Origin of the sequence: Rhizobium sp. CC1099 (genome assembly GCF_029714385.1) — a bacterium.
In the GTDB taxonomy this organism is placed as follows: Bacteria; Pseudomonadota; Alphaproteobacteria; order Rhizobiales; family Rhizobiaceae; genus Rhizobium.
This window is the reverse complement of sequence record NZ_CP121641.1, coordinates 1,882,335-1,906,820: the sequence shown is the minus strand read 5'-3', so window position 1 is coordinate 1,906,820 and position 24,486 is coordinate 1,882,335. Positions and strand designations below refer to the sequence as shown.

At 60.4% G+C, this 24,486-nt stretch carries 20 protein-coding genes and 2 pseudogenes; 13 read left to right on the top strand and 9 right to left on the bottom strand.

The features are described from left to right. The first annotated feature begins 44 nt into the window (after window positions 1-44). Window positions 45-998 carry an alpha/beta hydrolase gene (locus tag QA644_RS09760; RefSeq protein ID WP_283072198.1) on the top strand — a complete coding sequence of 318 codons (954 nt, stop codon included), beginning with the start codon at window positions 45-47 and terminating at the stop codon, window positions 996-998. 50 nt (window positions 999-1,048) lie between these two features. Then, window positions 1,049-1,660 (top strand): pyridoxamine 5'-phosphate oxidase family protein, encoded by a 612-nt coding sequence (locus QA644_RS09755; RefSeq protein ID WP_283072197.1) that lies wholly within the window; start codon window positions 1,049-1,051, stop codon window positions 1,658-1,660. 24 nt (window positions 1,661-1,684) lie between these two features. Here QA644_RS09755 and QA644_RS09750 read toward each other — a convergent pair whose 3' ends face one another. Both QA644_RS09750 and tnpA read right to left on the bottom strand, forming a co-directional pair. Beyond that, window positions 1,685-2,752, bottom strand: a complete 1,068-nt coding sequence (locus QA644_RS09750; protein ID WP_283072195.1) for a GGDEF domain-containing protein — start codon at window positions 2,750-2,752, stop codon at window positions 1,685-1,687. Window positions 2,753-3,198: 446 nt separating this feature from the next. Beyond that, window positions 3,199-3,535, bottom strand: a pseudogene (gene tnpA / locus QA644_RS09745) (IS200/IS605 family transposase); the annotation flags it as partial. Between the two features lie 66 nt (window positions 3,536-3,601). Between tnpA and QA644_RS09740 the strand changes: the two are divergent. Genes QA644_RS09740 through QA644_RS09730 form a run of 3 tightly spaced genes read left to right on the top strand, consistent with a single transcriptional unit; the run spans window position 3,602 to window position 5,047 of the window. Beyond that, on the top strand, window positions 3,602-3,931 hold the full coding sequence (locus tag QA644_RS09740; RefSeq protein WP_283072193.1) for a helix-turn-helix domain-containing protein: 330 nt from the start codon (window positions 3,602-3,604) through the stop codon (window positions 3,929-3,931). After that, window positions 3,928-4,851: a transposase gene (locus tag QA644_RS09735; RefSeq protein ID WP_283072191.1), complete on the top strand. Its 924-nt coding sequence runs from the start codon at window positions 3,928-3,930 to the stop codon at window positions 4,849-4,851. Before QA644_RS09740 ends, QA644_RS09735 begins: the two co-directional genes overlap by 4 nt. Before the next feature lie 37 nt (window positions 4,852-4,888). Then, window positions 4,889-5,047 (top strand): hypothetical protein, encoded by a 159-nt coding sequence (locus tag QA644_RS09730; RefSeq protein WP_283072189.1) that lies wholly within the window; start codon window positions 4,889-4,891, stop codon window positions 5,045-5,047. A gap of 6 nt (window positions 5,048-5,053) precedes the next feature. On the opposite strand, the gene QA644_RS09725 is transcribed toward QA644_RS09730, so the two are convergent. After that, window positions 5,054-6,661: a fumarate hydratase gene (locus QA644_RS09725; RefSeq protein ID WP_283072187.1), complete on the bottom strand. Its 1,608-nt coding sequence runs from the start codon at window positions 6,659-6,661 to the stop codon at window positions 5,054-5,056. Window positions 6,662-7,401: 740 nt separating this feature from the next. After that, window positions 7,402-8,793 carry a class II fumarate hydratase gene (gene fumC / locus QA644_RS09720; protein ID WP_283072185.1) on the bottom strand — a complete coding sequence of 464 codons (1,392 nt, stop codon included), beginning with the start codon at window positions 8,791-8,793 and terminating at the stop codon, window positions 7,402-7,404. 407 nt (window positions 8,794-9,200) lie between these two features. Here fumC and QA644_RS09715 point away from each other — a divergent pair, with 407 nt between their 5' ends. Next, window positions 9,201-11,063, top strand: coding sequence for a murein L,D-transpeptidase (locus QA644_RS09715; RefSeq protein ID WP_283072183.1), 1,863 nt, complete (start codon window positions 9,201-9,203; stop codon window positions 11,061-11,063). A 359-nt stretch (window positions 11,064-11,422) separates the two neighbouring features. Here QA644_RS09715 and QA644_RS09710 read toward each other — a convergent pair whose 3' ends face one another. Continuing rightward, the gene (locus QA644_RS09710) at window positions 11,423-12,181 is read right to left on the bottom strand and encodes an HAD family hydrolase (protein ID WP_239598543.1); all 759 of its coding nucleotides are present in this window, start codon (window positions 12,179-12,181) and stop codon (window positions 11,423-11,425) included. 143 nt (window positions 12,182-12,324) lie between these two features. Between QA644_RS09710 and rpiA the strand changes: the two genes are divergently transcribed. From rpiA to gor, 3 genes are all read left to right on the top strand, one after another. Beyond that, a complete protein-coding gene (rpiA, locus tag QA644_RS09705; protein ID WP_194729834.1) occupies window positions 12,325-13,023 on the top strand; it encodes a ribose-5-phosphate isomerase RpiA in 699 nt (232 codons plus the stop codon). Between the two features lie 17 nt (window positions 13,024-13,040). After that, window positions 13,041-13,616: a DUF2059 domain-containing protein gene (locus QA644_RS09700; RefSeq protein WP_283072181.1), complete on the top strand. Its 576-nt coding sequence runs from the start codon at window positions 13,041-13,043 to the stop codon at window positions 13,614-13,616. A gap of 111 nt (window positions 13,617-13,727) precedes the next feature. Next, window positions 13,728-15,113, top strand: a complete 1,386-nt coding sequence (gene gor, locus QA644_RS09695) for a glutathione-disulfide reductase (protein WP_283072180.1) — start codon at window positions 13,728-13,730, stop codon at window positions 15,111-15,113. 28 nt (window positions 15,114-15,141) lie between these two features. Here gor and QA644_RS09690 read toward each other — a convergent pair whose 3' ends face one another. Then, the gene (locus tag QA644_RS09690; RefSeq protein WP_283072179.1) at window positions 15,142-16,470 is read right to left on the bottom strand and encodes a pilus assembly protein TadG-related protein; all 1,329 of its coding nucleotides are present in this window, start codon (window positions 16,468-16,470) and stop codon (window positions 15,142-15,144) included. A gap of 306 nt (window positions 16,471-16,776) precedes the next feature. Between QA644_RS09690 and QA644_RS09685 the strand changes: the two genes are divergently transcribed. Continuing rightward, window positions 16,777-18,150, top strand: coding sequence for a 3-deoxy-7-phosphoheptulonate synthase class II (locus QA644_RS09685; RefSeq protein WP_133939814.1), 1,374 nt, complete (start codon window positions 16,777-16,779; stop codon window positions 18,148-18,150). Between the two features lie 191 nt (window positions 18,151-18,341). Beyond that, on the top strand, window positions 18,342-18,737 hold the full coding sequence (locus QA644_RS09680; RefSeq protein ID WP_283072178.1) for a GFA family protein: 396 nt from the start codon (window positions 18,342-18,344) through the stop codon (window positions 18,735-18,737). Here the strand turns inward: QA644_RS09680 and QA644_RS09675 are convergent. The 3 genes and pseudogenes from QA644_RS09675 to QA644_RS09665 form a co-directional block, all read right to left on the bottom strand. Beyond that, window positions 18,734-19,267, bottom strand: a complete 534-nt coding sequence (locus QA644_RS09675; protein WP_283072177.1) for a DUF1003 domain-containing protein — start codon at window positions 19,265-19,267, stop codon at window positions 18,734-18,736. The two genes, QA644_RS09680 and QA644_RS09675, sit on opposite strands and share 4 nt — an antisense overlap. An 81-nt stretch (window positions 19,268-19,348) precedes the next feature. Then, window positions 19,349-19,713, bottom strand: a pseudogene (locus QA644_RS09670) (type II toxin-antitoxin system VapC family toxin). 113 nt (window positions 19,714-19,826) lie between these two features. Beyond that, window positions 19,827-21,761, bottom strand: a complete 1,935-nt coding sequence (locus QA644_RS09665) for an LTA synthase family protein (RefSeq protein WP_283072176.1) — start codon at window positions 21,759-21,761, stop codon at window positions 19,827-19,829. 179 nt (window positions 21,762-21,940) lie between these two features. Between QA644_RS09665 and QA644_RS09660 the strand changes: the two genes are divergently transcribed. Next, window positions 21,941-23,620 (top strand): NAD+ synthase, encoded by a 1,680-nt coding sequence (locus tag QA644_RS09660; RefSeq protein WP_074070288.1) that lies wholly within the window; start codon window positions 21,941-21,943, stop codon window positions 23,618-23,620. A gap of 20 nt (window positions 23,621-23,640) precedes the next feature. Then, window positions 23,641-24,471 (top strand): hypothetical protein, encoded by an 831-nt coding sequence (locus tag QA644_RS09655; protein ID WP_283072174.1) that lies wholly within the window; start codon window positions 23,641-23,643, stop codon window positions 24,469-24,471. Window positions 24,472-24,486 lie beyond the last annotated feature (15 nt).

The following is a 24,486-nucleotide window of genomic DNA, read 5'->3' as shown; positions in this document are numbered from 1 at the left end:
GTTGTACTTTATTGTTCAGTGTTGAACATTATTGGATTCCCACTATGCCAAACTTTGCACTGAAGGTCACCCGCCTCGGATTTTCGCTGTTGCAGGCGGTTTCACCGCTTCTTGCGGGCAAGACGGCATTCCAGCTGTTCTGCCTGACGCCGTCCGCAAAGCCAAAGGGCGCCAAGGCCAGAGCGGCGCATGCGGCCGGCCGGGCTTTCCTGCAATCGGCGGAGCGAATCGAGTTTCGCCTTGCGGGTGGGCGGCGGGCGCATGCCTACCGGATCAACGGCGGTGCTGCCGGCAGGCGGCAGCGTTACCTTGTGACGCACGGCTGGGGATCGAGCATGGAATACATGACCGATCTGATCGGTGCGCTTGCCGCAAGCGGCGCGGAGGTGATCGGCGTCGATTTTCCGGGCCACGGGCGCGCAGGCGGACGCTTCCTGCATATGGGGCTTGCTGTAGAGACGATCGCCGCAGCCGAGGCGCGGTTTGGGCCATTCGACGCGACAGTCGGCCATTCCTTCGGCGGCGCGGCCCTGATGGTTTCGGCCGCCGGCCTGCTACCTGAAATCGAAGCGCTGTCGGCCGGAAAGATCGTCACGATCGGCTCGCCGAGCGAGATGAAATGGCTGTTTGCCGGCTTCGGCAGGATGGTCGGCCTCGATAAGGCGGCACAGGCGGCGCTTGAGGGTGAGGTGCATCGGCTGACCGGCCGGAGACTGGAGGATTTCGATGCGGGGGAGGCTGCTGCAACAATGGCGCGCCCGATGCTGGTGATCCACGCCGAAGACGACAAGGAAGTCAGCGCTAATCATGCGCGGCGCTACGCCGCCTCGGGCAGGAGCGTGCGCCTCTTCTGGGCCAACGGCTTCGGCCACCGGCGGATCGTCAGCGCCGAGCCGGTGCTTGCGGAGATCCACCGTTTCCTTGCCGATGATCCCATCAAAAATGATGCTGAGATCATTCCGCTTTTTGAGCTTCCGGGCAAACGGGCGTCATTGTAGCGTCATTTCGGGCGGCTAGTGGGCGGTCTTTGAAACGTGGCAGGACGATCATGAAAGTCATTAGGACGGTTGAGGAACTCGGCAAAATCTATGCGGGAGGCCTGACGCAGGCGTCCGTTGCCAAGGTGACCAGGGTGCTGACGCCGCTCTACCGCCAGATGATCGAAGCTTCGCCCTTCATGGCGCTGGCGACCGTCGGGCCGGAAGGGCTCGACTGCTCGCCGCGCGGCGACATCGGCGGTGTCGTGCGGGTGATCGACGAAAAGACGCTGCATCTGCCCGACTGGCGCGGCAACAACCGCATTGATTCGCTTTCAAATATCGTGCGCGATCCCCGCCTTGCGCTCATGTTCCTGGTGCCGGGTTCGAACACGACGATGCGCATCAACGGCCGCGGGGTGGTGTCGAACGACGAGGCGCTGCTCGAAAGTTTCGAGATGGATAGTAAGCATCCGCGCACCATCGTGGTGATCACCATCGACGAGGTCTATTTCCAGTGCGCCCGCGCTCTTATACGAGCGCAGCTTTGGAACCCGGAGAACTTTGCCGATCCGGCGAAGTTGCCGACGCCCGGCCTGATGCTCAAGGCGGCGGCGGAAGATTTCGATCACGAAACCTACGACCGGGAGTGGGCGGGCCGTGCGGCAAAGACGATGTGGTAGGCAGCCGTCACCGAATGGTGACTGTTACGACTTGTAGATCAGCCAGCTCTTGCTGAAGTCTTTCTGCATACCATCCTGGTAGAGGATGCAGCAGTTGCGCCCGGCATTCTTTGCTCCGTAGAGAGCGATGTCGGTCTTGTGGTAAAGCTCGCCCGGATCATCGGCGTTCGATGCCATGCAGACACCCATGGAGACGGTCACGGGGCCATAATTCACGCGAGTGCGGGAATTCTTGAAGGGAGTCGCCTCGAGCGTGCGGCGGATGCGCTCCGCCATGCCCATCACTTCCTCCGGCGTATTGCCGTCGACGATCAGCGCGAACTCCTCACCGCCGGTGCGGGCGACGAAGATATCGCGGCGGACATTGGCGCGGATGACGGAGGCGACGGTCGCGAGGATCTTGTCGCCGACCGGATGGCCGTAAGTGTCGTTGATCTTCTTGAAATTGTCGATATCGGCAAGTACCAGCGCGGTGATGGGCTTCAGTGCCGGATTGTCGAAGACGGCGGCGAGGCGATCGTCGAAGGCCCGGCGGTTGGAAAGGCGCGTCAGCGAGTCGGTATTGGCTATGCGCTTGTATTCATCGAGTTCCTTGCGGACCCGGTCCATCTCCTGCGAGCGCTGGGCGACGTTCTCGACAGTCCTTTCGCCATGCGCCATCGTATCGCCGGTCGCCTCGGTGAGAATAGTGATGGCGTTTTCGATGAGTTCGACGCTGGCGGCACTCTTGGAATTGATGCGCTTGTAGGTTTCGCCGAGCAGCTTGTTGTAGCTTTCGAGCGAGGTCTGCTCCTGGCGCAGGACGCGCAGGAGCCCTTCGAGCTCGGCGGCGATGCGCGTGTGGGCGTCGTCGAAGACACGGGCGGGCGAATGGGTGAAGTGCTGTGCGCCGAGCGCGTCGAGTTCTACCTGGGTTGCCTGACTGCCAAGGGCAGCAAGGTCGCGCGTTAAGGCGGGGTTGGAGCCGATATAGGCCTCATAGAAGAGCTCGTAATTGCGCGGGATTGGCGCGACCCCCATCGAGCGCATGGCATAGGTGATCTGACCTGCCACGTCGGGAACCTGCGCCTTTGGCGCTGCAGCCGCAGTCATTCGGCATACTCCTCAATGAGATTTCGAAGGCAATCTTCTATTGACTAGCTTAAATTCGTTGGGAAAGGATTAAAGGCATATATACTAAAGATTAGATGTGAGTATTCTGGACCCCCCGGGCGATGAAATACTAGGCAATGGAAATCAGACGATAACCTGAGTCTTCCTCACATTTTGGGCGCATTTTGCGGCGAAAACCCGCAAATTATGAGGGCCTCTGGCGATTGTTTTTAATCGTCTTCGATTTGTTGACAGTTGGTGTCGAAAGTGTGCCCTTTTGTAAACGGTGGACGAGGCGCACATTCCTTCTCAAGGACCTAGAGCGGTCCTGCAGAAGGCATGAGATTATGGAAACCTTTCGTCATACGTTCCCGCTCATCGTGAACCTCGCGGGATACCCCGGCGTTCAGGCCGAGGGGAACGCGAGAGCGGCCTTGGGCCGCTTCCCGCTGGGATTTGACATATTCGGCGATCACCGAGAGCGGTGCGCCGCCACAGCTTGCCGCAAAGGAGGACGGCGACCACAAAACGCCCTTGTGGTAGCGCCCGGTGATTTCCGGGTGGCTCTCGCGCAGAAGTCGGCTGGATACGCCTTTGCGGCTGTTGACCAGCTTCGACAGGGCGATCTTGGTGAACATGATCGTCCTCGCCGTCGCATTCGATCAATTCGGCCTCGAAGTCGCGACACAGCTTGGCGAAGATGCGCCGCAGGTGGCGGATTGCCGGTTCTGACAGAACGTCACGGCGGTATTTCGTGACAAAGACCAAATGACCATGGAGCATGTAGACGACATGCCTGCCGGTGCGATCCACGGTTGCGCTCCTTGGAGCAATTGATAGAATCGTAACATGATCCACCGCGCTTTCCGCTACAAGCTCGCTCCGACCGCCGAACAGGAAGTCCTGTTGCGGCAGTTCGCGGGTGTTGTGCGGCTGGTCTATAATCTGGCGCTGGAGCAGCGCAGGGACTGGTGGCGGCATTACCGGCGGCAGACCGGGAACCGCTTGAACGACATCGCCCAGGCGCGGGAATTGACCGCACTGCGGGCCGCGTTCGACTGGATTGCCGCCGTGCATGTGACGCCCCAGCAGCAGGCCCTGCGCGATCTGGATAAGGCGTATGCCAACTTCTTGGCCGGGCGCGCAGGATATCCCTCGCGCCCCGCAAAAAGGGCGTGAACGGCGCCTTCCGCTTTCAGGGGCGGGAGATCGAGGTCAAGCGCCTGAACGGCAAGTGGTCCGCCGCGCGCCTTCCCAAGATCGGCTGGGTGAAGTTCCGCGACACGCGGCGCCTGCGTGGCAAGACCATGAATGTGACGGTGAGCCTGGCGGCGAACGGCTGGCACATCGCCTTCGCCTGCGAAATCGACCATGCCGTCCCGCAAAACGATTTGCCCGCCGTGGGGATCGACCGGGGCGTGGCGAACACGCTGACGCTTTCGACCGGGGAGCATTGGTGGATGCCTGCCGGCCTTGCGGAGATCGAGCCCAGGAAGCGCCGGGCCCAGCGCGTTCTGGCGCGGCGCAAGCGCGGGTCGCGTCGCCACGCCAAGGCCCGCCGCCGCGTTGCAGCCTTGCAGGCCCGTGCTGCCCGCATCCGGCAGGATTGGCGGCACAAGGCCAGTCTTGATATCGCCCGTCGCTTCGCAACGGTCGTGCTGGAAGACCTCGCCACGCGCAACATGACGCGCAGCGCCAGGGGAACCGTGGACGCGCCCGGAACCAACGTCTGCCAGAAGGCGGGCCTGAACCGGGCGATCCTCGAACAAGGCTGGCACGGCTTTGAAACCGTGTTGGCCGACAAGCTCGAAGAACGGGGCGGATACCTGTGCAAGGTCGATCCCCGCCACACCTCGCAGCCCTGTTCGGCCTGCGCAGCCGTGGACAGGGAAAGCCGCGAAAGCCAAGCGTCTTTCCGCTGTTGCCAATGCGGCTTGCGCGCCCATGCCGACCACAATGCTGCAATCAACATCCTGCGTCGGAACACGGCGTCTATGATCGTGGAGGAAGGGCAGCCGCTCTCCGTTGAAGCGATAACGATCGGCGGAGCTTCGCGCCCCCTCGGAAATCCCCCGCTTTCAAGCGGGGGAAGATGTTAATCTTGCGGCCGCCATTGTCGTCGCCGGCTCGGCATTATTGCTGCAGGACAGCGGCTTCTTCGACGGCGCGTTGCGCACCGATATCCTCGCCAGCGTAAGGGCCGAAGAATCGCTGGGCGCTGCCGATTTTCAGGCTTTGAATAGCCTGGCCAGCACCCAGCAGATCGATCCGCGCAAGACCGCCGTGGTTCATTGATGGCACTCAGCCGAGATTGAGCTCCTGGAAGAAGTCGTTGCCTTTGTCGTCGATGACGATGAAGGCCGGGAAATCCACGACCTCGATCCTCCAGACGGCCTCCATGCCGAGTTCCGGATATTCCAGGACGTCGACCTTCTTGATGCAATCCTGCGCCAGGCGGGCGGCCGGACCGCCGATCGAGCCAAGATAGAAGCCGCCATGCGCCTTGCAGGCTTCGCGCACGGCGCGGGAACGGTTGCCCTTGGCAAGCATCACCATCGAGCCGCCGAAAGACTGGAACTGGTCGACATAGCTGTCCATGCGGCCGGCGGTGGTCGGGCCGAAGGAGCCCGAGGCGTAGCCGGCTGGCGTCTTTGCCGGACCGGCATAATAAACCGGGTGGTTCTTCATGTAGTCCGGCATGCCTTCACCCTTTTCGAGGCGTTCGCGGATTTTCGCATGGGCAAGGTCGCGCGCAACAATGATCGTTCCCGTCAGCGACAGGCGTGTCTTGACCGGATGTCTGGTCAATTCGGCAAGGATGTTGGCCATCGACTGGTTGAGGTCGATGCGGACCATCGATTCCGACAGCTTCGTCTCGTCGATCTCCGGCATATATTTGGACGGATCGGTTTCCAGCTGTTCGACGAAAATGCCCTCGCGGGTGACCTTGCCCTTGGCCTGACGATCGGCGGAACAGGAGACGCCGAGGCCGATCGGCAGCGATGCGCCGTGGCGGGGCAGGCGGATGACGCGCACATCGTGACAGAAATATTTGCCGCCGAACTGGGCGCCGACGCCCAATTGCTGCGTCAGCTTGTGGATTTCCCTTTCCATCTCGACATCGCGGAAGGCATGGCCGCTCTCGGAGCCTTCCGTCGGCAGGCCGTCGAGGTAACGTGTCGAGGCGAGCTTGACGGTCTTGAGGTTCATTTCGGCCGAGGTGCCGCCGATGACGATCGCCAAATGGTAGGGGGGGCAGGCTGCCGTCCCTAGCGTCAGGATCTTTTCCTTGAGGAAGTCGATCATGCGGTCATGCGTCAGAAGCGACGGCGTGCCCTGATAGAGGAAGGTCTTGTTGGCCGAACCGCCGCCCTTGGCGACGAAGAGGAAATCGTAGGAATCCGTGCCTTCCTCATAAATGTCGATCTGGGCAGGCAGGTTGTTCTTGGTGTTTTTCTCCTCGAACATCTTGAGAGGCGCGAGTTGCGAATAGCGCAGGTTCTTCTTCTCGTAGGCGTCCATCACGCCCTCTGCGAGCGCTGTGTAATCGCCGCCTTCGGTCCACACCCGGCGGCCCTTCTTGCCCATGATGATCGCAGTACCGGTGTCCTGGCACATGGGGAGGATGCCGCTTGCGGCGATATTGGCGTTCTTCAGAAGGTCGTAGGCGACGAAACGGTCGTTTTCGGTTGCTTCCGGATCGTCGAGGATGGCGGCAAGCTGCTTCAGGTGGCCGGGCCGCAGCAGATGGTTGATGTCGGCAAAGGCAGTTTCGGCAAGCAGCCGCATGCCCTCGGGTTCTACCGTCAGGATCTCTTGTCCCCTGAAGCTGTCGACAGAGACGTGGTCGCTGCTGATCTTGCGGTAAGGGGTGGTGTCCTTGCCGAGCGGGAAGAGATCGTCAGCCATCGAAGTGACCTTTCTTGAGATTGGCATCGCAGAGTTTGGAACCGATCTAAATCGGGCGAACGGCAAATGCAATCGTCAAGCAGGCATCGTTGCCCCCATCGAATGACGACCACAGCGGCATGATTATTCGGCGTTCATGCATGATCAGCTGTGATTATACGGGCTTTAAACCGGACTTCAGCGAGCACAGATATCAGTAAGCCGGCCGGGCAGAACGCCGAACAGGCCGAGCAAAGAGATACGACGATGCAAAGGTCTCAGCATCATCATTTTTTGTCGTTAACGATGGCTCTCGTCATCGTCAGTAGCGCTGCAATCGCCTTCAGCAAAGGCAGCGGTTATCTGACCGGCGCCTTGCAAGGCTTAATCCTGCCGAGGTTTTCTATGCCGGTTCCTTGAAGCGGCCGGAGCTTCCGGCAGCACGTCAGTAAAAACCCGCCCGGCCCGCAGCCGGGCGAATCCTGTCAGATCAGATTAGAACGCACGCTGCAGGCGGAAGAAGCCTTGCACGAAGTCGATGTCGTCGGCGGCTTCGTGATCACGGCTGACCTAGGTGGCGGTCAGCTTCGTCGAAAGGTTGTCGACGATCTGGTAATCGAGCGTAACACCGATCACGAGGCGAAAGGCTCGCGATCGAGCTCTGCGAGCCTTTTTTATTTTCGGCCAGCCGGTTTCAGGGCGACCGCCCATCAGCTTTCGCCTGCCGGACAGGTTTGGGAGGCGGACGAGATCGCGCCAGCTTATTTCGGGCCGATCATCTGCTCGGGGCGGACGATCTCGTCGTACTGTTCAGAGGTGACGAGCCCGCTTGCGAGTGCTTCTTCCTTCAACGTCGTGCCGTTCTTGTGCGCCGTCTTGGCGATCTTGGCGGCGTTGTCGTAGCCGATCGTCGGGGCAAGCGCGGTGACGAGCATCAGCGAACGCTCCAGGCCGGCCTTGATATTGTCTTCGCGGGCCTCGATGCCGACGACACAATTGTCAGTGAAGGAAATAGCCGCATCGCCGAGAAGCTGGACGGACTGCAGGAAATTATAGGCCATCATCGGGTTATAGACGTTGAGCTCGAAATGGCCCTGGCTGCCTGCGAAGGTGAGGGCGGCGTGATTGCCGAAGACGTGGGCGCAGACCTGCGTCAGCGCCTCGCACTGAGTCGGGTTGACCTTGCCCGGCATGATCGACGAGCCCGGTTCGTTTTCCGGCAGCGACAGCTCGCCGAGGCCGGCACGTGGGCCGGAGCCGAGCAAGCGGATGTCGTTGGCGATCTTGAAGAGGGCGGCTGCTGCGGCATTGATGGCGCCGTGGCTGAAAACCATGCTGTCATGCGAGGCAAGCGCCTCGAACTTGTTTGGCGCGGTGACAAACGGCATATCGGAAATCTTCGCGACCTCCTCCGCCACCTTTTCCGCAAAGCCGGCCGGCGCGTTCAGCCCGGTGCCGACGGCGGTGCCGCCCTGCGCCAGTTCGCAAAGGCCGGGAAGCGTCATCTCGATGCGCTTGATGGCGGAGCCGACCTGTGCCGCATAGCCGGAGAATTCCTGCCCGAGCGTCAGCGGCGTCGCGTCTTGGGTATGCGTGCGGCCGATTTTGATGATGTGGTTGAACTCGACGACCTTCATGTCGAGGGCCGCATGCAGGTGCTTCAGGGCCGGTAGCAGGTGGTGGGCGATCTGCTCGGCGCAGGCGATGTGCATGGCCGTCGGGTATGTATCGTTCGAAGACTGGCTCATGTTGACGTGGTCGTTCGGATGCACCGGCTTCTTGGACCCCATGACGCCGCCGAGCATTTCGATCGCCCGATTGGAGATCACCTCGTTGGCGTTCATGTTCGACTGCGTGCCCGAACCTGTCTGCCAGACGACGAGCGGGAAATGCTCGTTGAGCTTGCCGTCGATGACTTCTTGAGCGGCGTGGACGATCGCCTTGCCGATTGCCGGATCGAGCTGGCCGAGTTCCATGTTCACCCTGGCGGCTGCCTGCTTGACGATGCCGAGGGCGCGCACGATCGACAGCGGCTGCTTTTCCCAACCGATCTTGAAATTGCCGAGCGAGCGCTGCGCCTGGGCGCCCCAATATCGGTCGCCCGCCACGTCGATCGGGCCAAAGGTATCTGTTTCGGTACGGGTCGAGGTCATAGCCATGCCTTCCTGTCGCGTGCGCCGAAGCGCGTTCGTTTCAGGTCGGTCTTATAGGTCCGAACGGACCTCAAGAAAACCGGGCCGGAGACGAAATATGAAAGCATTATTCATGTTTTAGGTGTTCTTCGTGGTTTTTAGGACACGCTTGAAACTTTATGCCCGGAGGGCGCGTTTGACCACTGTGGCAATCGCGCGAAATTCGATAAAAAATTAACTAATAATTTCATAATTTTGTGTGAACTGCTTGCCGGCGGCACGCTTTGACGGCGTCACACAAGTTGTGCCGGTGCTTCTGGCGCTCGGAGCCGGTTTCTGCCAATGGACCGGGAAAGCCAGACTATATGAATTTTGAAATGGGCTTTGCCCATGCCAAGGACAGCGTGATACTGGGACTGGAAAAAAGCATGACATCGTTTTTCAAAGGTGCGGTCTCCGCACTGGCACTTTCCTGCGGATTTGCGGCGATGGCCGCGCCGGCGCATGCTTATACGCTGATGGACATGATCCGCGGCCACCGCGAGCGGACCCCGATCATCAATCCCGCCAATCCAGGCGAGTTCGGCGAAATGCCGGCCATGCCGCTACCGAAGGTCAGCGGTCCGCGCTACTATACCTACAAGCCGGACGCGATGCGCTTCGTCAATATCGCCAAGTTTGCCGAGCCGACGGTGACGGGCGCGATCGCGTCTGCGTCCGGTGAAGCGGCCATGGCGCCGGTCGTCGTCGAACGCCAGTTCCTCGCCGAAGCGAAGGTTCGCGCCGACGTAAATGTCGCAAAGGCTCTCGAAGCCTATTACGGCAGCTCCAAGAACCCCTTTGTCTGGCTGACCGGCGCAGAGATCAACGATCGTGCCAAGGCGGCGATGAGTTTCCTTTCCGGTGTCGGTTCCGTCGGCCTCGACCCGGCCGACTACGCCGTCGACCTGCCGGCCGTCGACCCGGCCAATCCGGATCCGGCTGCCCGCGACCGCGCTCTTACGCAGTTCGAGCTGCAGCTTTCCTCGAAGGTGCTCGCCTATGTCCAGGATACGGTGCGCGGACGCATCGATCCGAACAAGATTTCGGGCTACCACGATTTCAGGCGCAAGCAGGTCAACCTCGGTCCGGTTCTGAAGCTTGCACGCATGAGCCCGGACATCGGCGCCTATCTGACTAGCCGCACGCCCGACGGCCCGCAATTCGCAGCACTCAAGGAGGAACTCGCCAAGCTCAAGGCCGAGACGGCTGGCGACGAGCCCATCACGATCTCGCTCGATCGGCTGCTGCGCCCGGGCGACAGCTCGCCGGAAGTCGCCAATATCGTCAAGGCCATCGGCAAGCACGGCTCGGAAGCGCTGAAGGCGCAGCATGCGGCAACGCTCGCCGCCTATAGCGGCGGTTTCGTCTACTCGCCCGAGCTGGTTTCGCTGGTCGAGGGTTTCCAGAAGGAACACCATCTGAAGCCGGACGGCGTAATCGGCCAGGCGACCGTCCGCATCATGATCGGCGGCGACAGCAACGCTTCGAAGATCGAGAAGCTCACCGTCGCGATGGAGCAGGCGCGCTGGCTGCCGGAAGATCTCGGCTCGCGCTACGTCTTCATCAACCAGCCGGCCTTTATGGTCTACTACCACAACGACAACAAGGAACAGTTGTCGATGCGCGTCGTGGTCGGCCAGAAGTCCAACCAGACCTATTTCTTCCAGGACGAGATCGAGACCGTCGAGTTCAATCCGTTCTGGGGCGTTCCGCAGTCGATCATCATCAACGAGATGCTGCCGAAGCTGCGCGCCGACCCGAATTATCTCGACCGCCTCGGCTATGAAGTGGCGATCAACGGCCATGCGGTTCCGTCTTCCAGTGTCGATTGGTACGGTTCGACCTCCAATGTCTCCGTGCGCCAACCGCCGAGCGGCGACAATGCCTTGGGCGAATTGAAGATACTGTTCCCGAACAGCCATGCGATCTACATGCACGACACGCCGTCGAAGAGCTTCTTCAAGCGCGACATGCGGGCGCTGAGCCATGGCTGCGTGCGTCTTGCCGATCCGCGCGCGATGGCTGCGGCCGTGCTCAACACGAGCGTCGCCGATGTGGCAAGGCAGATCGCTGCTGGCCAGAACAAGGCGGTCTCGGTTCCGCAGAAAATTCCGGTCTACGTGTCCTACTTCACGGCATGGCCGAACAAGGACGGCGTCGTGGAATATTTCGACGATGTCTATGGCCGCGATGCCTATGTCGAGAAGGCATTCGAGGCGACGACGAAGGCGCGGGACGCTCAGATCTGATTGTTTTCGATCCGAAATGGGGGCGGCGGTCTTCGGGATCGCCGCCAGCGCAAATGCTAGTGCCGGACCCGAGAGCAGGGCTGCGGTGATTCCGAAGCGGAGGATGAGGACGCGGGGCTTTTGGCCTATTGCATTCCTGAATCTTGGCGCAATGCTTACGGGCGGATCAGCCAGCGCATGTATGATGCAAGCCGCCATCGACCTTCACGATGTTGAATTCGCCGACGTAGTGATTATCGGCAGAATTTCCAGCTACGAGGTCGTTCTTGATCCAGTCGTGCGAGAGAGGAAGTTCGAATAATTCGCCATATATCGGAGCCGCGGTCCAAATGAGTTTGCCGCGCGCTTGATCGGGAATTTCAGCGAGAAGCAGCCACCGCGTTCGACCGCGCAAAATCGCGGATGACGGTTTCGACGAGTTCGGGCGTCAGTTCGTCATAATGCAGGATGATCCGGTCCGGTCGCAGCGTTTCGACCGGCACGTCGGAATAGCCGAAGGGGACGGCGATCGATGGGACGTTGGCGTTTCTAGCGACGGCGATGTCGTTGAGGCTGTCGCCGATCATGATGCTGCGTGCCAGTATGCCGCCGGCGCGTTCGATCGTGCCGGTCAGGTGCTGCGCATCGGGTTTGCGGACCGGAAAGGTGTCGCCGCCGGTGATGGCGTCGAAATAACCGGTGAGGTGGAGTTTTCGCAGAAGCGTCAGCGTCAGCGATTCCAGCTTGTTGGTGCAGACGGCGAGCTTGTATCCCTTGATTTTTAAAGTATCCATGGCAGCGATCAGGCCGGGATATGGCTGTGTATGACCGGGCATCGTATCGGTGTAATGGGCGATGAAGCGTTCCAGCAGCGGCGGCAGCTCGGTTTCCGAAAGCGGGTGGCCGCGCAGCGTGCAGGCGCGCTCGATCATCACCTTGGCACCGTGGCCCACGAGATGGGTCAGATCGGCATAAGTCACGGGCGCGAGATCGAGCGCGGCGATCGTGAGATTCAGGCTCTCGACGAGATCGGCGTGGGTATCGAGCAGCGTGCCGTCGAGATCGAATACGACAAGAGCAGGGGTCAAGGAAATTGCCTCTTCATGAAATCCGGTCTTCCCGGAGTAGGTGATGGGCATTGAAAAAGCAACGCCAAGACTATGGCCGTAACGCCGCAGCGCGATGCTTTCGCATTTCGGTTTCCTGCTATTATTTTGGCTTTCGTTTGCCATACGAGCCGTGTAAACAGCACATCCAACGAAACAACCGGAGTAGGCGGCGCATGGACGCCCGCGAAATGAAGATCAAGGCCGCCGAGGCGGCTCTTACCCACGTCGAGAGCGGAATGCGCCTCGGGATCGGGACGGGAAGTACGGCAGAGGAGTTCGTTCGCCTGCTAGCGGAGAAGGTTGCCGGTGGCTTCAGGGTCGAGGGTGTTCCGACGTCGGAGCGCACGGCGCGGCTTTGCGTCGAGCTCGGCGTACCGCTGAAATCTCTCGATGAACTCCCGGAACTCGACCTGACGGTCGACGGCGCCGACGAAATCGATGCGAGCCTGCGCCTGGTCAAGGGCGGCGGCGGGGCGTTGCTGCGCGAAAAGATCGTCGCGGCGGCTTCAGACCGCGTGATCGTGATTGCCGACGAGAGCAAGCTGGTCGAGACGCTCGGCCGGTTTCCGCTGCCGATCGAAGTCAATCCATTCGGTCTCGTTTCCACACGGATCGCGATCGAAAGGAAGGCTGCCAGGCTCGGTCTGACCGGCAGCCTGACACTTCGCCAATCCGGTGACGGAGAATTTACCACGGACGGCGGCCACTACATCATCGACGCATCTTTTGGCCGCATTCCTGATGCAGACGCGCTTTCGAGCGAGCTGAATTCGATACCCGGCGTCGTTGAGCACGGGCTTTTTCTCAATATGGCGTCACTTGCGATCATCGCGGGTCCAGCGGGTGCGCGCACGCTGCAGGCGAACAGATAACAGGAGCACAGAAACTCATGAAGAAATTTGCAGGTCTTGGCCGTTTTGCCGCCGCGACGGTTATTCTCTCCGGCATCGCTTTCGGCTCAGCTGCGCAGGCGCAGGAAATTTCAGACGAGCAGTTGAAGGCCGCGCGTGCAGCCGTTGCCGCCATCGGCGCAACGGCGCAGTTCGACAATATCCTGCCCGGCCTCGCCGAACGCCTGAAGGCCGGCCTCATTCAGGATTCGCCGAACTACGAAGACGTGATCAGCGCCACGGTTGACGCGCAGGCTCTGGCGCTCGCACCGCGCCGCTCCGATCTCGAGAAGGAAGCGGCAGCGAACTATGCGAAGGCATTCACGGTCGAAGAGCTGAAGGCCATCGCCGACTTCTACAACTCGCCGGTCGGCAAGAAGCTTCTGAAGGACGGCCCCATCGCTTCGCGGGAAACAAACAGGGCAGCCGATATCTGGGCGCAGGGCATTGCCCGCGATCTCCAGAAGAATGCCAATACGGAACTCAGCAAGGTCATCAAGGTAGAGCCTGTGCCGGAAACTCCGCCGGCTGGCGACAAGCCGGCAGGTGCGCCTGCTCCTGCTGCAAAGCCCTGACACGGCTGATGTGATCGCAAGAGCCCGGCATCGTCCGGGCTTTTGTTTTTGCAGGCACAGATACTATATCCGTCGAACCATTCCTGCCGATTCCTAACGGAGCACCCGTCCATGTCTTCCTATGATTACGACCTCTTCGTCATCGGCGGCGGTTCGGGGGGCGTGAGAAGCGCGCGCGTTGCCGCGTCGCTCGGCAAGAAGGTCGCGATTGCAGAGGAATACCGCTACGGCGGCACCTGCGTCATCCGCGGCTGCGTGCCCAAGAAGTTGTTCGTCTATGCGTCGCAATATCACGATCATTTCGAGGATGCCGCCGGCTTCGGCTGGACGGTCGGGGAAAGCTCTTTCGACTGGAAGAAGCTGATCGCTGCCAAGGACGCCGAAATCGCGCGGCTGGAGGGGCTCTATAAGAAGGGGCTTTCCGGCGCGAATGCGGAAATCCTCGAGACGCGCGCCGAGCTTGTCGATGCGCATACGATCCGGCTGGTGAAGACCGGTGAGACCGTGACGGCTAAGACCATCGTCATTGCGACCGGCGGCCGGCCGAACCCGCATGCGGCCCTTCCGGGGCACGAGCTTTGCATGTCCTCCAACGAGGCGTTCCATCTCGAAGACCTGCCGAAGGCGATCGTGATTGCGGGCGGCGGCTATATTGCGGTGGAATTTGCCAACATCTTCCATGGACTGGGCGTCGAGACGACGCTGGTCTACCGCGGGGCGGAAATCCTCTCGCGCTTCGACCAGGATCTGCGCCGCGGCCTGCATGAGGCAATGGTTGCCAAGGGTATCCGCATCCTGTGCCGCGACACCCTGGAAATGGTGTCGAAGGGCGAGCAAGGGCTTGCCGTCGAGACCTTGAATAATGGCACGCTGAATGCCGGCGCCGTGTTGCTCGCGCTCGGACGCGATCCGAATACCGACGGGCTTGGGCTTGAGGGGGCAGGTGTGAAAACGAACGAGCGCGGCGCGATCGTCGTCGACGAATATTCGCGGACGAGCGCCGACAACATCTACGCGCTCGGCGATGTCACCGACAGGGTACAGCTCACGCCGGTCGCGATCCACGAGGCGATGTGCTTCATCGAGACGGAATACAAGAACAATCCGACGAAGCCGGATCACGAGCAGATCGCAACAGCTGTCTTCTCCCAGCCCGAGATCGGCACGGTCGGCCTTTCGGAAGAGGAGGCGGCGAAACGCTACAGGAAGCTCGAGGTCTACCGGGCGCAGTTCCGGCCGCTCAAGGCGACGCTTTCCGGCCGTTCCGAAAAGATGCTGATGAAGCTGATCGTCGATGCAGAAAGCCGCAAGGTCGTCGGCGCCCATATCCTCGGGCACGACGCCGGCGAGATGGCGCAGGTTCTCGGGATCACGCTGAAGGCGGGGTGCACCAAGGAGGATTTCGACCGCACCATGGCAGTGCACCCGACGGCGGCAGAAGAGCTCGTGACGATGTATGTGCCGAGCTATCGAATTCGGGATGGGGAGCGGGTTTGAGGCAGAGCCAATTGGCGGACTGCGGCTCTCAGCCAGTCAGCCGTGGCCTGTGAATGACCTTCAAGAAGAGGGCATTCATGGCGTCCGAAATGCCCTCCGTCGGCGTCACTTCGAAATAGAGGCCAGGGGAGGCGCATTCCTTCATCTTCTGCGGAATTTCGGACTGGAAAGGCGCGATCCAATCTCTATAGAAACTATTTTCGGGAAGCGGCAGATATGTCGTATATAGGATGGCGATCTTGACATTCTTGTCCTTGAGCTTTTGGCAGTAGCTCGTGTCGATCGGCTCCATGCAACGTTTGCCGCCATTGAGCCGCTTTGTGCAGGTAGTTGGCTTAATGCTATCTCCGACGCCATCGGCAACGAAGAACAGGATTTTCTCGCGATCCGTCTTGGTCATTCCGCTGCCGCCCGTGGGGATCTTCTTTTCGATTGAAGTTAGCACGTTGTCATAGCTTGTCTGGTTGTTGGGCGTGTTGTGGCTCGGAATGCTCATCAGCGTGATGTTCTTCGTCGCTTCACCGACTGCGGTGAGATCGTCAGTCAATTCCGAAACGGTGTAGAGATTGGCGTCAGATGACTTTTTGCCAAACGTGTAGGCGGCCATCTGATACTGTGCCGGCGCCACCTGCGATTTCCTGGCCGTCGTCATGAGAGCCTCGGTCGCCTTGGCGACGACGTCGATGCGGATGGTCGCGCCGATGCTGCGGGCGAGATAGAAATAGCTTTCCTTATCCTCAACGCCGCTCTCCGAAACGATATGGCAGGCGAAGGCGCAATCCTTGTCCTTGCCCTCCTTGTTGCCATTCTTGGTCGCATTTCTCAGAAGTGCGACATCCTCTGGCGTCGCTCCGACGCCCATGGAGGGCGTGTTGTCGAGCAGGATGTAGAAATCCATGAACGAAGCGGTCTGATATTCCGCGGTCGCCGTGCCTGAAATTGCAATACTGTTCTTGCCAAGAATCTGCATGAATGCAGTCGGGACGGTGGCACTGAAGGTGACAGTCGAGTTCAGCTTGTTGGTAGTCTTCGCGACATCGATGTCGAGGTCGACGGGGATTTCCGAAAGTTCTCCGGACATCTGGGCGAAGAAGAGCTTTTGTGCATCGGCCTTGCCGAGCGAAATGCTGCCGTCGCCTTTCATCGCCATGGCCGCGGTCACGGCATCCGATTTTTCCGAGACCGAACCGACGGCCGCTGCGTCCGCTGCCGCATAGAGCTGGGTCCTGAGGCTGAGCGCGTGGGCAAAATCGACTGCCATGCCCGCCGCGCCGAGGACCGGCACGGCCAGCAATGCTGTCATTATTCCAAAGTTTCCCGAACGGTCAGCCGAGAAACGGCGCGCCAGCTTCTTCATACCATTCCCCAGGATCGGGCCGATCATCGGCGAAGACAAAGCGCGCCCGTCATGGCGTGCAGTTTCAGATTCGGGTTTGACACAGATAGCTGAATTACCCCCAAAAATTCATGGTATATTTAGCGTAAACCGGAGGGCGGGATTGAAGGCGCATCAGAGGCTTCCCTTATAAGCGCGGCAGGCTTCGCGACCCGCTCAGAACGTGTCGAACGGCGCTAGGCAAGCGGATGCTAAAGGTTTATAAGCCGCCGTTATTGTGGACGACAGGCGCCGGGCAGTGATCGCGGCGAGACAAAGGTGACTAAAATGGCAGAGACTTGGACCCCGAGCAGTTGGAGGCAAAAGCCGATCCAGCAGGTCCCGGATTATCCGGACCAGGCCGCTTTGGCGGCAACGGAAGCCCAGCTCGCTAGCTATCCGCCGCTCGTCTTTGCGGGCGAGGCGCGCCGTTTGAAGAAGCATCTCGCCAATGTCTCCGAAGGCAACGGTTTTCTGCTGCAGGGCGGGGACTGCGCCGAGAGCTTCGCCGAGCATGGCGCCGACACGATCCGCGACTTCTTCCGCGCCTTCCTGCAGATGGCCGTCGTGCTGACGTTCGGCGCACAACTGCCGGTCGTCAAGGTGGGCCGTATTGCCGGCCAGTTCGCCAAGCCGCGCTCTTCGGGCATCGAATCGCAGAACGGCGTCTCGCTGCCGAGCTACCGTGGCGATATCATCAACGGCATCGAATTCACCGAGGAAGCGCGCATTCCGAATCCGGAACGCCAGGCCATGGCTTACCGCCAGTCGGCCGCGACGCTGAACCTTCTGCGCGCCTTCGCAATGGGCGGTTATGCCAATCTCGAGAATGTGCACCAGTGGATGCTCGGCTTCGTCAAGGACAGCCCGCAGGGCGAGCGCTACCGCAAACTTGCCGACCGAATCAGCGAAACCATGGACTTCATGAAGGCGATCGGCATCACGTCCGAGAACCATCCGAGCCTGCGCGAGACGGACTTCTTCACCAGCCACGAGGCGCTGCTGCTCGGCTACGAAGAAGCGCTGACGCGCGTCGATTCTACTTCCGGCGACTGGTACGCGACCTCTGGCCACATGATCTGGATTGGCGACCGCACGCGCCAGGCCGATCACGCGCATGTCGAATACTGCCGCGGCATCAAGAACCCGATCGGCCTGAAGTGCGGTCCGTCTCTGCAGGCGGACGATCTCTTGAGCCTTATCGACATCCTGAACCCGGCAAACGAAGCCGGCCGCCTGACGCTGATCTGCCGTTTCGGTCACGAAAAAGTCGCCGACCACCTGCCGCGCCTCATCCGTGCGGTCGAGCGCGAAGGCCGCAAGGTCGTCTGGTCCTGTGATCCGATGCACGGCAATACGATCACGCTCAACAACTACAAGACGCGTCCGTTCGAACGCATCCTGTCGGAAGTTGAAAGCTTCTTCCAGATCCACCGCGCCGAAGGCACCCATCCGGGCGGCATTCATATCGAGATGACCGGCAAGGACGTGACGGAATGCACGGGCGGCGCCCGCGCTGTTTCCGCCGAGGATCTGCAGGACCGTTATCACACGCATTGCGATCCGCGCCTCAATGCCGACCAGGCGCTCGAGCTTGCCTTCCTGCTCGCCGAGCGCATGAAGGGCGGCCGCGACGAGAAGCGCATGGCCGTCAACGGCTGATCTACCCGAAAGACTCAAATCGAGAGCCCGGCCCAGCGCCGGGCTTTTTTATTGAACGTGCACAGATTGCTGGTCGTGGCATTTCAAGAATCTCGGCATCGAAATTTCTGACGCTCTGCTTCAAGGAATTGGATTTGACGCAGCCCCAGGCAAGCGGCCAATCTCGCAGTCCATCGAGAACGGGGGTCCGAATGACGAAGGAATATACGGGCGGCTGCGCCTGCGGGGCGGTGAGGTTTACGAGCAAGAGCAAGCCCGGTCCGGTCGTCGCATGTCATTGCTCGCAGTGCCGACGGCAGACGGGGTTCTACTACGCGTCTTGCGACGTCTCCCTGGATAGCCTGACGGTCGAGGGCAAGAGCTCGATCCGCTGGTACCGGTCGAGCGAGACTGCGGAGCGCGGCTTCTGCGCAAACTGCGGCTCGGCGCTCTTCTGGCAGCGGAAGGGATCGCCAGAAGTTTCCGTGATGGCCGGCGCCTTCAACCTGCCGAGCGGGCTTTCCTTCGGCTATCATATCTACTGTGCCGACAAGGGCGATTTCTATGAGATCAACGATGGCGCGCCGCAATACGCCAAAGGTGTTTAAGCCCCTTTCGCGGCCAGCGAAGCGTTCAGTCGCCCGACCTCTTCGCGCAGTGCAGCGAGTTCGGTCACGACTTGCATGTCGATTTTCTGGTGCAGCGACAGGACCTCGAGCTCGGCCTTGAGATTTACTTCATAATCCTTGGCTGCTTCGAAGCGGTCGCGCTCGACCTGCCGGTTCTGCGACATCATGATGATCGGCGCCTGGATTGCGGCGAGCATAGAGAGGATCAGGTTCAGGAAGACGAAGGGGTAGAGGTCGAAGGCGCGCGTCGCGAGGACAATCGTGTTGATTACTGCCCAGATCGCGAGGAAAGCGAGGAAGGCGATGATGAAGGACCAGGAGCCGCCGACCCTTGCGATACCGTCAGCGACGCGCGCTCCGAAACTCGCCTCGGCGGCAAAGGCTTCGTTGACGTCGGTCGAGATGACCTTGCGTTCGTGTGTCCTCCTGAGGACGCGTTTTTCGATGTCGCCGAGTTCCTCGGTCGGCCTGTCGAAATGCAGGTGAACGAAATTCGAGATACTATGCATGACTGGCTCCGATATTTGGCACCACGGGCGGAAGATCTGCTTCGTCAGCGATGGTGCGCTCAGCTTGCGCCTTTGCCACCATCACCGAATCCTCCAGGGATTGATAACATCAAGGCCAATTCCGTCGAAGTCGGTCTTGTTGCGGGTTGCAAGTGACGCCACACGTGAGATGGCAATGGCTGCGATCTGGTCGTCGAATTGGCTGATCGGTCGGCCGGCTTGCGACGGTTCGTGGCAATGGTCGCATAGACATCTGATGCGCCCCGATCGAAGGGCAGGACACGCCCGCCGATATCTTCGCGCAAAATCGGCAGGATAGCGGCCTCGAGCTCCTGGCGGCGGCGCTCCTCGGCAAGAATGCGCAGCCCGTAAAGGATTTCGGCTTCCGTAACCGCCGTCGTGAACACCGATGAAGAGTGCCTCACGAGCCAGTCAACGATGTCCATATTCGGTGAGCTGACGCTTGACGACGGCCAGCGCCGTGCGGAGGATGTCACGGGCTTCGTCTTGCATGGAGCGGCCATGCGTGGCGGCGCGTATCCGCAGCCGCTGACTGCCCTCAATGGCCCTGGTAGCCCTCGGCAAACAGGTCGTGCTTTGGGAAAAAGCGCTCTAGCGTCCGCGCCTTGCCGAACATGATGTCGTGCTGCAGGTAGCCGTAATCACGCACAAGAGGATCGAGCTTTTTCCGGTCGCGCACCCAGTCCGGCGTCGCCTTGTTGTTGCGCGCCGCCAGTTGGTAACGGTCGATGATGTCGTATTTCTTCTGCACACGGCCGAGGAAGCCGGTGTAGAAGGGATGCTCGAAACCGGCGAACTTGAGGAGGTTGTAGGAGATCAGCGACGGGCTGATCGTGCCGACGTTCTCCTTCACGCCTTTCTTGTTCGACCAGATGACCAGCGGCGTTTCATGCTCGCGCTTCATCACGTCGAGCGGCGCCCTGCGGGTCGCGACCTGGTCCGCCATGTAGCCGGCGCTCATATAGACGTTGCCGAGCGGCGGCAGGTGATCGCCCCAGAGTACGATGATCGTTTCGCGCTCACGCTTCGAGGCCCAATCCATCAGCATCTTGAGACTGTCGTCAGCTTCCTTCACGCCCTGCGTATAGGTCGCAAGCGTCGCACGGTCGGCCTCCGGAATGTTGCCGCGGATGCCGATCGTGTTGCGTGCATAGCGATACGGCTCGTAGGGACCATGTCCCTGCAAGGTGACAGCGAAGAAGAAGAACGGCTTATCGAGGCCGTCGCCCTCGCGCATGATCTCCTTCATCAGGGAATCGTCGGAGGCAAAGATGCCGCGCTTTTCCATCGGCGGCATCGTTTCTTCGGTCCGGAACTCCTCGAAACCGAAATCCTTGTAGACCTGGTTTCGGTTCCAGAACCAGCCGCTGAAGGGGTGCAGGGCGCGGGCGATATAGCCTTCGCCGCGGAAGAAGGTGGCAAGCGAGGGCACGTCGCTGCGGACATATTGCTGGTAAGGAATGCTGCCATAAGGCAGGAAGGCATTCGAGAAGCCGGTCAGTGCCTCGAATTCGACATTGGCGGTCATGCCGCCGAATTCCGGCGAGAAGACGTAGCCGGACTGCGCGGCGCGGACGTTCGGCATCGGATCGGCGCTGAATGAGAGGTTTTTCAACCTCATCGGATCCCAAAAGGACTCGCTCATCAGCATGATGATGTCCGGCTTTTCTTCCGGGCCGGTTAGATAGCCGTAGTTGCGCGAGGGGATCGCGTCGAGCGCATCGGCGTTGAGACCGGCGGGCGCTGCGACATCGGCCATCGGGATGTTGAAGAGGAAGGCCAGTATGAAGCCGTTGCTGCGGTAGTTCTCCTTCTGGTCCCACATCATCGGTACCACCTGCAGGCGGTCGCGAATGTAGGAATATTGCGAATAGTCCATGAGCGAGGCGAAGGCCGCTATCACCGGCAACCCGAGGCAGAGGTGGCGCAGGCGCGCCTGGCGAGAGAGTTTCGGGAAGTTCTGCCAGGCATAACGCCATGCGAAAACGATGCCTGCGGTGGAAAGCACGATGCCGACGAGAAGTGCTGTGGCGGTCCACGGGCTGTCTCGCACCATGACCGGCAGCAGCTCCATGATCTGACGGGTAAAGAGTACGTCGGACGGATAGAAGGGGTCGGAGAGAAAGTGCTGCTTCTGATTGGAGACAAAGGCCGGGATCAGGAAAAGCGGGATCAATACCAATGCCGATTGGTAGCGCCGTCCAAATACGGCATCGAGGGTCAACATCACGATCGTCAGCATGGCGACGGTCGTCATGCCGGGCCTAACCGTCGATGTCAGGAACTCGCCGACATCGGTCAACGTGCCGCGCGCAATCCACTCGACGGTGATAACGCTGAGGAAAGCGAGAGAAAACGAAAATACGATGCCGATTGCCGCGCGCGCTGCGGGAGACTGAACATTCGACCCGAAACCGGCGGAAAGCAGTGCTGCTTTTCTGGCCGGTACGGACTTCATTATCAACGCAATCAACGGCATACTCCGACGTCATAAAATCTTCACCGAAGTGTCACATGCCTGTCATGAACGCTAGATGAACTTTTCGGTTTCCCGGCCTTTCCCTATGGTTTGAGTTTTTCGCCCGGCAGACCCCGCGGCTTTTCATGGCGCGGGCAATTGAAGCGGCGGGCGGCCCGCGCTAAATGGATGACATGACACAGGAAAACGCTCCTTTGAATACGCTCCAGATTGCCGTTGCCCAGTTGAACCCGACAGTCGGCGATGTCGCCGGAAACCTTGCCAAAGCTCGTGAGGCACGCGCCGATGCGGCCCGCCAAGGCGCGGATCTGCTGCTTCTGACGGAGCTTTTCATTTCCGGTTATCCGCCGGAAGACCTCGTGCTGAAACCGGCCTTTCTGAGGGCCTGCCTGAAGGCGGTCGAGGACCTCGCGGCCGATACCGCAGACGGCGGCCCCGGCGTCATCGTCGGCTTCCCGCGGCAGGGAAAGACGGGGCGGCATAACTCGGTTGCAGTTCTCGACGGCGGCCAGATCCTGGTGCTGCGTGACAAGATCGACCTGCCGAACTACGGCGAGTTCGACGAGAAGCGCGTCTTTTCCGAAGGATCGATGCCGGGGCCGGTGAATTTCCGCGGCGTGCGGATCGGCGTGCCGATCTGCGAAGAGATCTGGAACGATCTCGGCGTCTGCGAGACACTCGCCGAAAGTGGCGCCGAAATCCTGCTGGTGCCGAACGGTTCACCCTATTATCGCGGCAAGGTCGACGTGCGCCATCAGGTGGCGCTCAAGCAGGTGATCGAAACCGGCCTGCCGCTAATCTTCGCCAATCAGCTCGGCGGCCAGGACGAACTCGTCTTCGACGGTGCGAGTTTCGCCTTCAATGGCGACAAATCGCTGGCCTTCCAGATGAGCCAGTTCGAAACCGCGCTGGCGGTGACGACCTGGAAGCGCGGCGAAAACGGCTGGCGCTGTAGCGAAGGCCCGATGTCACGTATTCCCGAGCCCGACGAGGCCGACTATCGCGCCTGCCTGGTCGGTTTCCGCGATTATGTGAATAAGAACGGCTTCAAGAATGTCGTCCTCGGCCTCTCCGGCGGCATCGACTCGGCGATCTGCGCGGCGATCGCCGTCGATGCGCTCGGCGAGGAGCGCGTCCGAACGGTGATGCTGCCGTATCGCTACACGTCAACCGATTCGCTGAAGGATGCGGCCGACTGCGCCAAGGCGCTCGGATGCCGCTACGACATCGTGCCGATCGAGGAGCCGGTGAAGGGCTTCACCTCGGCGCTCTCGCCGCTGTTCGAAGGAACCGATAGCGGCATTACCGAGGAGAACTTGCAGAGCCGGGCGCGCGGCACGATCCTGATGGCGATTTCCAACAAGTTCGGTTCCATGGTGGTCACGACCGGCAACAAGTCGGAAATGTCGGTTGGATATGCGACGCTCTACGGCGACATGAACGGCGGCTTCAATCCGATCAAAGACCTCTACAAAATGCAGGTCTATGCGCTGTCGCGCTGGCGCAATGGTCATGTGCCGCCGGACGCGCTGGGGCCGTCCGGCGAGGTGATCCCGCAGAACATCATCGACAAGGCGCCGTCCGCCGAGCTTCGCCCGGACCAGACGGACCAGGATTCGCTACCGCCTTATCCGGTGCTCGACGACATCCTCGAATGCCTCGTCGAGAAGGAGATGGCGGTCGAGGAGATCCTCGCGCGTGGGCATGATGTGGCGACCGTCCACCGCGTCGAGCATCTGCTCTATCTCGCCGAATACAAGCGCCGGCAGTCGGCTCCGGGCGTGAAGATCACCAAGAAGAACTTTGGGCGCGATCGCCGCTACCCGATCACCAACCGGTTCCGCGACCGGTAACCCAAAATCCTGGAGGATGCATGCGCAGTTCGGTCGAGATCTATAATATCCGCACCGGGGAAAGCCGGATTGTCGTCCAGACGGAAAAGCTGATCGAGGCGCCGAATTTTTCGCCCGATGGCGCGTATATGCTGTTGAATGGCGACGGGTTGCTTTACCGGCTGCGGCCGGACGGCTCCGGCGGCCTCCAGCAGGTCGATACGGATTTTGCGACGCAGTGCAATAACGATCACGGCATTTCGCCGGACGGGACACAAATCGTCATTTCGGACAAGACGGAATTCGGCAAGTCGGCGATCTATATTCTGCCGGCGGCTGGCGGGACGCCTCAGCTGATTACCGACAATCTGCCCTCCTATTGGCACGGCTGGTCGCCGAACGGAAAGGAGCTCGCCTATTGCGGCATTCGCGACGACGTCTTCGACATTTATACGATTTCCGTCGATGGTGGCCCCGAAAAGCGGCTGACGCATGGCGAGGGGCGAAACGACGGGCCGGATTATTCGGTCGACGGGAAATGGATCTACTTCAACTCCAGCCGCACCGGTCTCATGCAGATCTGGCGCATCCATCCGGATGGAACCGGCCTGGAGCAGGTGACGCACGACAATTACGGCAACTGGTTTGCGCATCCTTCACCGAAGAACGACAAGGTGCTGATCCTTTCCTACGATCCGGAGGTCTTCGATCATCCGCGCGACCTTGATGTGCGGCTGCGGCTGATGGACATGGACGGCGACAACCTGACTACGCTGTTCGAGCTCTTCGGTGGGCAGGGCACGATCAATGTACCCTGCTGGTCACCGGATGGTGACGAATTTGCCTATGTGCGTTACTTCCCGGAGACTTGAACGAGGCGCCGACTC

What these genes read in the sequence shown, in the direction of transcription:
- QA644_RS09700 (WP_283072181.1), top strand. Translation starts at nt 13,041, where the DNA reads ATGAAGAAATTTGCAGGTCTTGGCCGTTTTGCCGCCGCGACGGTTATT.
- QA644_RS09655 (WP_283072174.1), top strand. Translation starts at nt 23,641, where the DNA reads ATGCGCAGTTCGGTCGAGATCTATAATATCCGCACCGGGGAAAGCCGG.
- QA644_RS09750 (WP_283072195.1), bottom strand. Translation starts at nt 2,752, where the DNA reads ATGACTGCGGCTGCAGCGCCAAAGGCGCAGGTTCCCGACGTGGCAGGT.
- rpiA (WP_194729834.1), top strand. Translation starts at nt 12,325, where the DNA reads ATGGACGCCCGCGAAATGAAGATCAAGGCCGCCGAGGCGGCTCTTACC.
- QA644_RS09755 (WP_283072197.1), top strand. Translation starts at nt 1,049, where the DNA reads ATGAAAGTCATTAGGACGGTTGAGGAACTCGGCAAAATCTATGCGGGA.
- QA644_RS09740 (WP_283072193.1), top strand. Translation starts at nt 3,602, where the DNA reads ATGATCCACCGCGCTTTCCGCTACAAGCTCGCTCCGACCGCCGAACAG.
- QA644_RS09715 (WP_283072183.1), top strand. Translation starts at nt 9,201, where the DNA reads ATGACATCGTTTTTCAAAGGTGCGGTCTCCGCACTGGCACTTTCCTGC.
- QA644_RS09685 (WP_133939814.1), top strand. Translation starts at nt 16,777, where the DNA reads ATGGCAGAGACTTGGACCCCGAGCAGTTGGAGGCAAAAGCCGATCCAG.
- gor (WP_283072180.1), top strand. Translation starts at nt 13,728, where the DNA reads ATGTCTTCCTATGATTACGACCTCTTCGTCATCGGCGGCGGTTCGGGG.
- QA644_RS09710 (WP_239598543.1), bottom strand. Translation starts at nt 12,181, where the DNA reads ATGCCCATCACCTACTCCGGGAAGACCGGATTTCATGAAGAGGCAATT.
- QA644_RS09690 (WP_283072179.1), bottom strand. Translation starts at nt 16,470, where the DNA reads ATGAAGAAGCTGGCGCGCCGTTTCTCGGCTGACCGTTCGGGAAACTTT.
- QA644_RS09660 (WP_074070288.1), top strand. Translation starts at nt 21,941, where the DNA reads ATGACACAGGAAAACGCTCCTTTGAATACGCTCCAGATTGCCGTTGCC.
- QA644_RS09760 (WP_283072198.1), top strand. Translation starts at nt 45, where the DNA reads ATGCCAAACTTTGCACTGAAGGTCACCCGCCTCGGATTTTCGCTGTTG.
- QA644_RS09675 (WP_283072177.1), bottom strand. Translation starts at nt 19,267, where the DNA reads ATGCATAGTATCTCGAATTTCGTTCACCTGCATTTCGACAGGCCGACC.
- QA644_RS09725 (WP_283072187.1), bottom strand. Translation starts at nt 6,661, where the DNA reads ATGGCTGACGATCTCTTCCCGCTCGGCAAGGACACCACCCCTTACCGC.
- QA644_RS09680 (WP_283072178.1), top strand. Translation starts at nt 18,342, where the DNA reads ATGACGAAGGAATATACGGGCGGCTGCGCCTGCGGGGCGGTGAGGTTT.
- fumC (WP_283072185.1), bottom strand. Translation starts at nt 8,793, where the DNA reads ATGACCTCGACCCGTACCGAAACAGATACCTTTGGCCCGATCGACGTG.